11 protein-coding genes are annotated in these 11,699 nt (G+C 32.5%); 7 read left to right on the top strand and 4 right to left on the bottom strand.

Going from position 1 to position 11,699, the window contains the following annotated elements; translation table 11 throughout:
- The first annotated feature begins 1 nt into the window (after position 1).
- The 7 genes from IW18_RS19780 (at position 2) to IW18_RS19750 (ending at position 8,112) form a co-directional block, all read left to right on the top strand.
- Positions 2-1,687: an MBOAT family O-acyltransferase gene (locus IW18_RS19780; protein WP_052480240.1), complete on the top strand. Its 1,686-nt coding sequence runs from the start codon at positions 2-4 to the stop codon at positions 1,685-1,687.
- A gap of 295 nt (positions 1,688-1,982) precedes the next feature.
- On the top strand, positions 1,983-3,335 hold the full coding sequence (ffh, locus tag IW18_RS19775; RefSeq protein WP_041519904.1) for a signal recognition particle protein: 1,353 nt from the start codon (positions 1,983-1,985) through the stop codon (positions 3,333-3,335).
- Between the two features lie 138 nt (positions 3,336-3,473).
- Positions 3,474-4,358 (top strand): bifunctional 5,10-methylenetetrahydrofolate dehydrogenase/5,10-methenyltetrahydrofolate cyclohydrolase, encoded by an 885-nt coding sequence (locus IW18_RS19770; RefSeq protein WP_041519903.1) that lies wholly within the window; start codon positions 3,474-3,476, stop codon positions 4,356-4,358.
- Positions 4,359-4,631: 273 nt separating this feature from the next.
- On the top strand, positions 4,632-5,246 hold the full coding sequence (locus IW18_RS19765; RefSeq protein WP_041519902.1) for a hypothetical protein: 615 nt from the start codon (positions 4,632-4,634) through the stop codon (positions 5,244-5,246).
- An 8-nt stretch (positions 5,247-5,254) separates the two neighbouring features.
- Positions 5,255-5,545, top strand: a complete 291-nt coding sequence (locus IW18_RS19760) for a winged helix-turn-helix domain-containing protein (protein WP_041519901.1) — start codon at positions 5,255-5,257, stop codon at positions 5,543-5,545.
- Between the two features lie 59 nt (positions 5,546-5,604).
- Entirely contained in the window at positions 5,605-6,990 is a 1,386-nt protein-coding gene (locus IW18_RS19755; RefSeq protein WP_041519900.1) for a DUF4153 domain-containing protein, read from the top strand.
- Between the two features lie 195 nt (positions 6,991-7,185).
- Positions 7,186-8,112 carry a magnesium transporter CorA family protein gene (locus tag IW18_RS19750; RefSeq protein WP_041519899.1) on the top strand — a complete coding sequence of 309 codons (927 nt, stop codon included), beginning with the start codon at positions 7,186-7,188 and terminating at the stop codon, positions 8,110-8,112.
- 75 nt (positions 8,113-8,187) lie between these two features.
- Here the strand turns inward: IW18_RS19750 and rluF are convergent, their stop codons facing one another.
- From rluF to IW18_RS19730, 4 genes are all read right to left on the bottom strand, one after another.
- The gene (gene rluF, locus IW18_RS19745; protein WP_041519898.1) at positions 8,188-9,039 is read right to left on the bottom strand and encodes a 23S rRNA pseudouridine(2604) synthase RluF; all 852 of its coding nucleotides are present in this window, start codon (positions 9,037-9,039) and stop codon (positions 8,188-8,190) included.
- Between the two features lie 306 nt (positions 9,040-9,345).
- Entirely contained in the window at positions 9,346-9,690 is a 345-nt protein-coding gene (locus tag IW18_RS19740) for an antibiotic biosynthesis monooxygenase family protein (RefSeq protein WP_041519897.1), read from the bottom strand.
- 119 nt (positions 9,691-9,809) lie between these two features.
- Entirely contained in the window at positions 9,810-10,670 is an 861-nt protein-coding gene (locus IW18_RS19735; protein ID WP_041519896.1) for an alpha/beta fold hydrolase, read from the bottom strand.
- 247 nt (positions 10,671-10,917) lie between these two features.
- Positions 10,918-11,697 carry a zinc ribbon domain-containing protein gene (locus tag IW18_RS19730; RefSeq protein WP_041519895.1) on the bottom strand — a complete coding sequence of 260 codons (780 nt, stop codon included), beginning with the start codon at positions 11,695-11,697 and terminating at the stop codon, positions 10,918-10,920.
- Positions 11,698-11,699 lie beyond the last annotated feature (2 nt).

The raw sequence follows: 11,699 nt of genomic DNA, 5'->3' as shown, positions 1-11,699 counted from the left end.
GTTGATTACAATTGATAGCATAAATAATTGGTTTGTTCAGAATTTTGGAGAAATTACTTTAGAACAAGCAAAAAGTTGGTTTATATACAATCCAGAAGAAAAGTTGTTATTTAATACAGGTTTGTTCTTAGGGTTGTTTCTGGTTTTTTATTTTGTGTATGCTTTTTTACGCAAAACATTCTATTTAAGATTAACATACGTTATTCTCTTTTCGCTTTTCTTTTATTATAAGTCAAGCGGAATTTATTTTTTACTCTTGCTACTTTCCTCTGTCGTTGATTATGGTTTGAGCCAGATTATTTATAAAGCAACAAAAGACAGCACAAAGAAAATTTATCTTGTAATAAGTGTAATCCTAAATTTAGGATTGCTTGGGTATTTTAAATACATGAACTTCATGATCGTGACATTCAATGATATGTTTCATGGTAATTACCAGCTTCATGATGTTTTTCTTCCTGTCGGAATTTCATTCTATACCTTTCAGTCGATGAGTTACATCATTGAAATTTATCGTGAAGAAATTAAGCCAACAAAAAATTATATCGAATATCTGTTTTTCGTTTCATTTTTCCCTCAGTTAGTTGCCGGGCCAATTGTTAGAGCAAAAGATTTCTTACCTCAAATTTATCAAAAATTAAACTTGACAAAGCAAGATGTCAACAACGCTTTGTTTTTAATCATTGGAGGATTAATTAAGAAAACAGTAATTTCAAATTACATATCAATAAACTTCGTAGATCGTGTTTTTGACACGCCAATGAATTATACATCTTTCGAAAATTTAATGGCATCTTATGGATACGCCATTCAAATTTATTGTGACTTTTCAGGATATTCAGATATGGCAATTGGAATCGCATTGTTGTTAGGATTCAAATTACCAGCCAACTTTAGAACGCCGTATAAATCGACTTCGATTACAGATTTCTGGAGAAGATGGCATATTTCGTTATCAACTTGGCTAAAAGATTTCTTATATATTTCTATTGGAGGAAATAGAGAAGGAACATTTGCAGGATTTTTATTCCCGAGTTTATTCTTCTTCGGATTATTACTTTGGGGAATCTCAAATGTAGCCGAAAGTTATATTCCGTTAGGAATCGCAATTGGGGCAATTGTATTATTCTCTTTAACATTTTTGCTATCAAAGAAAAAACATCAAACTCTAGTAACCAACTTTAACTTATTTACCACAATGCTTTTAGGAGGATTATGGCATGGAGCAGGAGCGCAGTTTATAGTTTGGGGAGCATTACATGGTTTAGCATTAGCTGTACATAAAATTTTCATGGAATTTTTTCCGTCTAAAAAAGAGGGTAAAGGCCCAAATTTTTTATGGAGATTCTTTTCAATTTTAATCACATTTCATTTTGTAGTTTTCTGTTGGATCTTTTTCCGCGCAAGAGATTTCGAAACAGCCATACAAGTAATCAACAATATTGGGCAGTTAACTTTTGAGCCAGAACATTGGCAAGCAATAGTGATAGGATATAAAAATGTGTTTTTGTTAATGTTGTTTGGATATGTTTGGCACTTCTTGCCAGAAGTTATCACCTCAAAAATGAAATTTGTTTTTGATAAAACACCATTAATAGGAAAAGCAATAATTCTAGGTTTCGTTTACTGGATCGTTTATGCAACCGCAGTTGCGGGTTCACAGCCTTTTATTTACTTTCAGTTTTAAAGAAGGTTCAAAGACAAAGTTACAAAGGCGCAAAGGTTTTTTCTTTTGCGCCTTTTATATTTATAGCCACAGATTAAAGGATTACAAAGATTTTTACAATCCGCATAAACCTTTTTAAATCTGCGTGAAACAAAAAAACTTTGCGCTTTCGTGACTTTGCGAGCAAAAAACATAGCGAACTTTGCGTAATACTTCGCGCACTTTGCGGTAAAATCAAAACGTACTTTGTACTTAAATAAAAATTGCCTGAAATGTCTAATTAGATTATCTTTGCACTTCAAATAAAGAAAATAGTATGTTTGATAATTTAAGTGATAAGTTAGATAAAGCCTTCCATATATTAAAAGGGCACGGTAAAATTACAGAAGTAAACGTTGCCGATACCTTAAAAGAAGTTCGTCGTGCCTTACTTGATGCCGATGTTAACTTTAAAATTGCTAAAGATTTTACAACCAAAGTAAAAGAAAAAGCAATTGGTCAGGACGTTTTAACAACACTTCAACCAGGACAATTATTGGTGAAGTTAGTAAAAGATGAACTAACGGAATTAATGGGTGGCGATGTTGCAGGAGTAAATCTTTCTGGAAATCCAAGCATTATCTTAATGTCAGGATTGCAAGGTTCTGGTAAAACAACTTTCTCAGGAAAACTTGCGAATTTTTTAAAGACAAAGAAAAATAAAAAACCACTACTTGTAGCGTGTGATATCTACCGTCCTGCGGCGATTAATCAATTACATGTAGTAGGAGATCAAATAGGTGTTGAGGTATACTCAGAACCAGAAAATAAAAATCCTGTTGAAATTGCTCAAAACGCAATCAAACATGCAAAAGCAAACGGTTTTAATGTAGTTATCGTCGATACTGCAGGTCGTTTAGCAGTAGATCAGGAAATGATGGACGAAATTGCACGTGTACACAAAGCAATTGAGCCTCAGGAAACATTGTTTGTTGTTGATGCAATGACAGGACAAGATGCTGTAAATACAGCAAAAGCCTTCAACGATATCTTGAACTTTGATGGAGTTATTTTAACAAAATTAGATGGAGATACACGTGGTGGAGCTGCAATCTCGATTAAATCGGTTGTAAACAAACCAATCAAATTTGTAGGTACAGGAGAGAAGATGGAAGCAATCGATGTTTTCTATCCAGATCGTATGGCCGAGCGTATCTTAGGTATGGGAGACGTTGTATCTCTTGTGGAAAGAGCACAAGAACAATTTGATGAAGAAGAAGCAAGAAAACTTCAAAAGAAAATTGCTAAAAACGAATTTGGTTTTGATGATTTCTTAACGCAAATTCAGCAAGTAAAGAAAATGGGTAATATGAAAGACTTGGTAGGAATGATACCAGGAGCTTCAAAAGCCATGAAAGATGTAGAAATAGAAGATGATGCTTTTAAACATATTGAAGCTATCATTCACTCGATGACGCCAATCGAAAGAAGTAAACCTGCCATAATCGACGTAAAAAGAAAAGCCAGAATCGCAAAAGGTTCCGGAACCAAAGTCGAGCAAGTAAATCAGTTAATGAAGCAATTCGACCAAATGAGCAAAATGATGAAAATGATGCAAGGTCCAGGCGGAAAAAACTTGATGAAAATGATGGGAGGTATGAAAGGAATGCCAGGCGGAATGCCGAGATAATAAAATATAATTTAAGGTTTAAAGTTTCAAAACGAATTGGAATTTTAGACCTTAAATTTTTTAATTAAAAGAGAATAATAAATTAATCTAAGTTTCGCATTTGAAACTTTAAATCTAAAACATTTTAACTACAGAATAATGCAACTACTAGACGGTAAAAAAACAGCTGAAGACATTAAAAACGAAATCGCAGCCGAAGTTCAATCCATAAAAGATGCCGGAGGAAAAGTACCTCATTTGGCAGCTGTAATTGTTGGAACAAACGGAGCAAGTTTAACTTACGTAGGAAGTAAAGTAAAATCTTGCCAGCAAATTGGCTTTGATTCAACTTTGGTAAGCTTACCGGAAGATATTACCGAAGAAGATTTACTGGCAAAAATTAAAGAATTAAATGAAGATGATGATCTTGATGGTTTCATAGTACAATTGCCATTACCAAAACATATCGACGAACAAAAGATCTTATTAGCAATTGATCCTGATAAAGACGTTGATGGTTTTCATCCAACGAACTTTGGTAGAATGGCTTTAGAGATGGAAAGTTTTATTCCGGCAACACCATTTGGAATCATGCAGTTGTTGGAGCGTTACAATGTTGAAACTGCCGGAAAACATACCGTAGTTATCGGAAGAAGTCATATTGTAGGTCGCCCAATGAGTATCTTAATGAGTCGTAAAGGAAATCCTGGAGATTCAACAGTAACTTTAACCCATAGTCGAACTAAAAACTTAGCTGAATTCACTAAAAACGCAGATATTATTATTACAGCGTTAGGAGTTCCTGAATTCTTAAAAGCAGATATGGTTAAAGACGGAGTTGTAATTGTAGATGTTGGAATTACTCGTGTAGAAGATGCTTCAAATCCAAAAGGGTATGTTATAAAAGGAGATGTTGATTTTGACGGAGTAAGCAAAAAATCATCATTTATTACACCTGTTCCTGGTGGAGTAGGACCAATGACAATTGCAATGTTACTTCAAAATACGCTTTTAGCAAGAAAAATGAGAAGCGCGAAAAAATAATTTTTTCAAATAAATATAAGCAGAGCCTATTCAATTGAGTAGGCTTTGTTGTTTTATAAAGTTTGGGTGTGACCGCATTTACAGCAGGTATTATTTAAAATTCTGCTTATGTGCGCCATTCGCAAATACAGTCGGCTCTATCTCTCATGCAAACCAGATTGTAAATGAGTCTCATTCTTGTAATGATTTTAAATTTTTATAGATAAAAAAAATCAATTTAACGCTTGTCAATTCAAAATAAAATATAACTTTGCAATACAAAGTACTTTTATTATGAATCAACAGCACCAAGAGGATTTAGCGCATATCCGTTCCATGATGGAACGTTCTTCAAGATGTATATCCCTAAGCGGACTCTCAGGAGTATTTGCCGGACTTTCAGCTTTAATAGGCGGATTATATGTTTTTCAATTATTCAAAGCAAACGGCATCGAGTATTTTGGAGGACAACAAATTTATGTCCCGGCAAGTTTGGTTTCTCAGTTGTTTGTTACAGGAGTTATTATTTTAATCTGTGCTTTTGTATTTGGACTACTTTTTACTATTAGAAAAAGCAAAAAATACGATTTACCTATTTGGACGTCAGCGACAAAAAAAATGCTTTTTAATTTAACTATTCCGCTTTTGGCAGGAGGAATATTTTGTTTGGCTCTTTTGTACCATCAAATTTATGGTTTCGTAGCGCCGGCAACTTTAATTTTTTATGGTTTAGCACTTATAAATGCCGAAAAATATACATTTTCGGATATTAAATATTTAGGATTCTGCGAGTTAGTTCTGGGGTTTATTTCTCTTTTTTATATTGGATATGGTTTAGTTTTTTGGATCATTGGTTTTGGTATTTTGCATATCTTGTACGGATTAATAATGTTCAAAAAATATAAATAATCCAAATAATGGGAATTATTGATAAACTAAATAAAGATTTTGAAAGCCGTGTTAGATTGGGTATTATGTCCATTCTGATGGTTAATGAATGGGTTGATTTTACCGAGATGAAAAATCTATTGAATATCACAGATGGAAATTTAGCCAGTCATTCCTCGGCACTTGAAAAAGCTGAATATATCGAAGTCAAAAAAGAGTTTGTGGGTAAAAAGCCTAAAACTTCGTACCAAGTTACACCTAGAGGACGTGCAGCCTTTAAAGAGCACCTATCTTACCTTGAAAAATTAATGAAATCGTAATAACTATATTTTTTTACCTAAATACTTTGAATTGCAAAGTGCTTTTAAAAACTAAAAACATGAAAAAATACCAAATTATTTTAGCTAGCAGTTTGATTTTTACACTGCTTTTTTACAACGAGTCAATAGGAGTAAACCTCGCTATTTTTGCACTATTATTAACCGGTCTGATATGTTATTTCTTTCAGGATCGATTTACAGAGCGAACACATTTAATTCTTGTTGTAACATCAGTTCTGTCTTGTTTGGCCTTTGCTTGGTACGGAGATTTTGCTTCTTTTTTGGCTTTGTCAATGTCTGTTCTTTTTTTACAGTTTAAAACTCAGGATAAAAAACTTAAAATAGTGCAGATTTTTCCACTTGTATTCCTGAACGCATTTACCACATTGGGGCGGGTTTTTATGTTCAGCCAATGGCTTCCAGAGAGAAAAATACACAACAACTTTGCTAAAAAGTTAGTGGCTTATTTTATTATTCCAGCCATCTTTTTAATTGTCTTTTTTACCGCGTACTCATTTGGTAGTTCTCATTTCTCATCATTACTGACAGATTATACATTAGATATTGATATTGTAGAAGTTGTGTTAATTGGGATTTTAGGATTTTATATTTCTTTCAGTTTTTGGAATTATTGGGTTCCCGAAGTTTGCTATGAAAAAAACGAACTGCTGAATAATGATTTCGATAATATAGCCGAAATCAAAAATCAGCAAACATTTTCGTTTCTTGATCTCGATTTTGAAAGAAAAAGTGGCGAGGTAACTTTAGTACTTTTAAATTTTATGCTTTTGGTTTTTATAATAACCTATAATTACGAACAGTTTTTTGAAGTAGTAAAGAATCCAAACTTAAGTGCGGATACTCACGAAAGAGTAAATTCAGTAATCTTCTCGATTATTATGGCAGTAGGTTTAATATTATTCTATTTTAAAGGAGGATTTAACTTTGATAAAAAAGCGGCTAATCTTAAAAAATTAGCCAAAATTTGGATCGTTTTAAACGGACTTTTAATCGTAAGTGCATTCATTAAAAACTCCGAGTATATCGCCGTTCAAGGATTAACTTATAAACGATTGGGTGTTTATGCTTTTCTGGTTTTAGCAATTATAGGCTTAGTTTTTGTTTTTCTAAAAATCACAAAACAAAAAACAAATGCTTATTTGGCAAATCAAATGGTATGGTATTTTTACGGAACAGTTTTAATATGCAGTTTTGTAAACTGGGGGAATTTGATAACAAATTATAATATCTCAGTAAATAAATGTGCAGAGCCTATGTTCTTGAGTACTTTAAATTTTAATGATGAAGCCCGCAGGGAATATTTTTCTAAGAATCATTTAAATGGTCAATTAGAAGAAGTTAAGAGAGAAGAACAAATTGACGAATATCAAAATAAATCATTTCTTTCAAAAGCCTTGTATTATGAGTTTGTAAATAATAAGTAATAAAATTAAAAAACCGTCTTAATAATGTATTTAAGGTGGTTTTTTAATGTTTAATTATTTTTGGTTAGAAAAATAAAAGATACTTTTGCAACACTTTAAAAAAACTTCTCCAATGGACGATTATTATTCGTTAGTAATTAATTAAATAGCTTTTGATCTTTTTCAAATTGCTATACTAAACCCCGCAATTTTTAAATGAAAGCCTTTTACAAAAACAATAACGGATTAATCGAGATCAAAGAATGGACTCCAAATTGCTGGATCAACATTGAATCTCCTTCAGAAACAGAAAAAAAATATTTACTGGAAGAACTTCAAATTCCAGAAGCCTTTTATAATGATATTGAAGATATCGACGAAAGACCTCGTATGGAATCTGAAGATGGATGGAATTTGTTTATCATGCGTATTCCAATAAAAAGTAATGATGTCAAATTACCTTTTCAGACTATTCCGATTGGATTGATTTTTAAAGATGATGTTTGTGTTACCATTAGTTTTTACAAAACCGAAATAGTTGCAGATTTTGTACAATACACCAAACGAAAAAATATAACTATAAAAGATAATTTTGACTTGGTTTTAAGGTTGTTGTTGTCATCAAGTATTTGGTATTTAAAATACTTGAAACAAATCAATCAAAAGATAAAACTGGCAGAAGATAATTTAGAAAAGTCGATCAAGAATGAAGAGTTACAGGCGCTTTTGCAAATAGAAAAATGTCTGGTTTTCTTTATTACTTCACTTAAAGGGAATAATGTTTTATTTCACCGAATAAAAAATCTTAAAGCCCACAGAGAGCATTTTGATCCCGATTTATTAGAAGATGTAGATATCGAAATAAGTCAGGCGCAAGACACGGCAAATATTTACAGCAACATCTTAACAGGAATGATGGATGCTTATGCTTCTGTAATATCCAATAATATGAATAATATTATGAAGCAAATGACTTCGATTTCGATTATCTTAATGATTCCTACTTTAATCGCCAGTTTATACGGAATGAACGTACCAAATGGTCTGGAAGAAAGCAAATATGGTATTTGGATTCTACTATTTATATCGGTTATCTTGTCTACCGTTGGTTTTTTATTGTTTAAAAGAAGAAGATGGTTTTAATAGAATAATATTTTCAAATACAAATAAAAAAAATACCCTTTCGTTTTTGCGAAAGGGTATTTTTTTGAGATCAATTTAATAATCCCCTTTTTTCTTAAATCTCGGATCATCTTTTGAAATAAAATCTGTTCTTCGTTTTGGAACATCATCTTTCGAGATAAAATCAGTTCTTCGTCTTGGAGCTTCAGGTTTTGGTAAACTCGCTTCTTCAGTTTTACTAGATGGTTCAATTAAATGATTTAATTCTTTAATTTCATCATCAGTCAAGTCACGATAACGACCAACCGGAATATCAAGCGATATGTTGATAATTCTGATTCGTTTAAGCGCAGTAACGTCATAACCTAAGTATTCTGTCATTCTTCGGATTTGACGGTTTAAACCTTGCGTTAAAATGATTTTAAACGTGAACTTACTAATCTGTTCAACTTTACATTTTCGGGTAACCGTATCAAGAATTGGAACACCATTTCCCATACGTTGTATAAAACGTTCCGTAATAGGTTTATTAACCGTTACCGTATATTCTTTTTCGTGATTATTTCTGGCGCGTAAAATCTTGTTTACAATATCACCATCATTAGTCATAAAAATTAAACCCTCACTGGCTTTATCCAATCTTCCAATTGGAAAAATACGTTTAGGATAATTAATATAATCTACAATATTATTTCGTACCTCAAGATTCGTTGTACATTCGATTCCAAAAGGTTTGTTAAAAGCCAGGTAAACCAATTTTTCATGTTTTTCAACAATCAATTTTCCATCAATACGCACTTCGTCATTTTGCGAAACTTTAGTTCCCATTTCTGGTACAACACCATTTATTGTCACGCGTCCTTCTTCAATAAGTTTATCAGCTTCACGACGAGAACAATATCCTGTTTCACCAATAAATTTATTCAGACGTTTTAAATTCTCTTCCATAGTGCAAAAGTAAGCAAAATTTAGACTTCTTAGAATTTTAGATTTCAGACTTTAGATTGTTGGATTATAAATTTCACACAATTTTGTCTTTTTGAGGAACAAAATCTTCACAAACGTTTTATAGAACGCGGATGACACGGATTTGCTTTGCAAAGAAGCGGATTTAAGCGGATTTTGTTCTTTTAATATGCACACAAAGTAATGGCTTTATTCACTAAAAAAAAGACTTAGCAACTTAGAACCTCAGAACTTCAGAATCTAAAAAAAACCTTTGTCCCTCTGAACCTCTGCAACTTTGTCCCTTTATTAAGAATGAAATTCCGAACTATCTTCAGGTGTTTCTTTTCGTTCAAACATTCCATAATCGCGAACAACATGAGCAATTCTTAAATGATAATCTTTAAAAATTTCATTTCTACCCTTTGATTGGGCGTAACGGTGCATTTCAAGATTTCTCCATTGCTGAATACTTTCTTCATCTCTCCAAAAAGATAATGATAAAACCTTTTCTGGATTACTAAAGCTCTGAAATCTTTCGATAGAAATAAAACCATCTATTTTATCCAACTCAGGTCGCAAACTTGCTGCTATATCAAGATATTCTTCTCTTTTTCCTTCATTAGGAATTACTTCAAAAATTACGGCGATCATATTTTAGACTTCTTAGAATTTTAGATTTCAGACTTTAGATTTCAGACTGTTGAATTATACAAGTTATTCAGTTTTAAAAAACCTCTGTACCTTTGAACCTTTGCTACTTTGAGCCTTTATTACTTAGACCCTTCAGAAAAAAGAAACTCAATCACCTTATCATATAATTGATCATCATGCATGCCGTGACCAAGGCCTATGGTTTCTATAAACTGACTGTTTTTCCAGTTACTGGCTATTTTTTTTCCTTCATCAAAAGCGACAATGGTATCAGATGTATCGTGAGCGATTAATCCCGAAACATTAAATTGAGATGCAAATTTTTGCCCGGAAAAGTCTTCGAGTTTAAAATTAAAACGACTCATAAACTTGCTTTCTAAAAGCGAAAACATTTTAGAGTTCAAACTCAACATCGAAATGTAATTGTCTATTAACGTTTTTAATTCTGATGGCGCTCCAAGAATCACCATTTTATTAATACTTGTATTTGGAAACAAATATTGGTGATAAACACAGGCTGCGCCTCCAATCGAATGTCCGATAATTATTGTAGGCTGATATTTTTCGACCGCTTTATTAATAAATTCAGCATATAGAGGGACGTTGAATTCTTTACCGCTACTTTGACCGTGAGCCGGAGCATCGATAGCAATTATGGTACTTCCTGATTTTTGTAAATGAGGTAAGGTTTTTTTCCAACGAGCAGCATTACTTTCCCAACCGTGAACAAGCAAGATTTTGGTTTCGTTTCCTTTCCAGATATAAGTCTGAAAATGATGCTCGTTATGATGAAACGTTTCTTTTTCTGTATTTCTTAAAACTTTGGGTAAACTTTCTTCTTGTAATCTTCCAATTCTAGGTTGACTAAAAAGCGCATACGAAAGTTCAACAGCTTTTTGAGGACGAACATAACTTAGAAAATTAATGTATGACCCAACCGATTTTAATGTAATGAAACGAATTCCTTTTTTAATTCCCAAAACTTAATTTTTTTTCTAAAGGTAAAAAATGTTTTGCCACTCCCGATCGCTATTGGGATAAAAAGATTTTGACTGATTAGTAAAAATTTTCGCCACGAATTTCACGAATTTCACGAATTGTCACTAATTGATTCGTGATAATTCGTGAAATTCGTGGCGAAAAAAATAGATTAGTAAAATCTATAAAATCTTGTTAATCTGTGGCAAAAACAGAAAAAAAAAGTCCCGATTAAATCGGGACTTGTATTTAGAATTTAGAGAACAATTGTTCCATTTTTTCTTTTTCTTCTTCAGCTAATGCGCTGTCAACTAAAATTCTTCCAGAGTGCTCATCAGTAATGATTTTCTTTCTAGAAGCAATCTCTACTTGAGTTTGTGGTGGAATTGTAAAGAATGATCCTGCAGAAGCTCCTCTTTCGATAGATACTACAGCTAAACCGTTACGAACACTAGTTCTAATTCTAGTGTAAGCAGCTAATAATCTTTCTTCAATTTGACCTGAATACTCAGCAGATTTCTCAGATAAGAAGATTTCTTCTTTTTGAGTTTCAGCCATGATAGCGTCAAGTTCAGATTTTTTATGTTTTAAATGTGAGCTTTTAGCGTCAAGTTTTTCTTTTAAGTTAGAAATAACTTCTTTTTTATGCTCGATAGAAGCTTTCATTTCTTTGATTTGCTTTTCAGCCAATTGAATTTCTAATTCTTGAAACTCAACCTCTTTAGTCAAAGAGTTAAATTCTCTATTATTACGAACTGATTCTTGTTGTTTTGTGTATTTTTTGATAACCTCTTTGTGCTCATCAATCGCGTTTTTCTTCGATTTGATAAGATCTTCAATAACCTCAAGTTCACTTTTCAGTTTCTCTGAACGCGTGCTTAAACCTGCAACTTCATCTTCTAAATCTTCCACTTCTAAAGGAAGTTCACCTCTCACGTTTCTGATTTCGTCAATTCTAGAGTCAATAAGCTGTAAATCGTATATTGCTCTTAACTTGTCCTCAACACTTAATTCTTTCGTATTCGCCATAT

The organism is Flavobacterium hibernum, assembly GCF_000832125.1.
GTDB classification, from domain to species: Bacteria; Bacteroidota; Bacteroidia; order Flavobacteriales; family Flavobacteriaceae; genus Flavobacterium; species Flavobacterium hibernum.
The sequence above is the reverse complement of the archived record's forward strand: the minus strand, read 5'-3'. Positions and strand labels throughout refer to the sequence as shown.

Excerpts from the sequence above, each read along its gene's own strand:
- IW18_RS19760 (WP_041519901.1), top strand. The coding sequence starts at position 5,255 with ATGGGAATTATTGATAAACTAAATAAAGATTTTGAAAGCCGTGTTAGA.
- IW18_RS19740 (WP_041519897.1), bottom strand. The coding sequence starts at position 9,690 with ATGATCGCCGTAATTTTTGAAGTAATTCCTAATGAAGGAAAAAGAGAA.
- IW18_RS19770 (WP_041519903.1), top strand. The coding sequence starts at position 3,474 with ATGCAACTACTAGACGGTAAAAAAACAGCTGAAGACATTAAAAACGAA.
- IW18_RS19730 (WP_041519895.1), bottom strand. The coding sequence starts at position 11,697 with ATGGCGAATACGAAAGAATTAAGTGTTGAGGACAAGTTAAGAGCAATA.
- rluF (WP_041519898.1), bottom strand. The coding sequence starts at position 9,039 with ATGGAAGAGAATTTAAAACGTCTGAATAAATTTATTGGTGAAACAGGA.
- IW18_RS19765 (WP_041519902.1), top strand. The coding sequence starts at position 4,632 with ATGAATCAACAGCACCAAGAGGATTTAGCGCATATCCGTTCCATGATG.
- IW18_RS19755 (WP_041519900.1), top strand. The coding sequence starts at position 5,605 with ATGAAAAAATACCAAATTATTTTAGCTAGCAGTTTGATTTTTACACTG.
- ffh (WP_041519904.1), top strand. The coding sequence starts at position 1,983 with ATGTTTGATAATTTAAGTGATAAGTTAGATAAAGCCTTCCATATATTA.
- IW18_RS19750 (WP_041519899.1), top strand. The coding sequence starts at position 7,186 with ATGAAAGCCTTTTACAAAAACAATAACGGATTAATCGAGATCAAAGAA.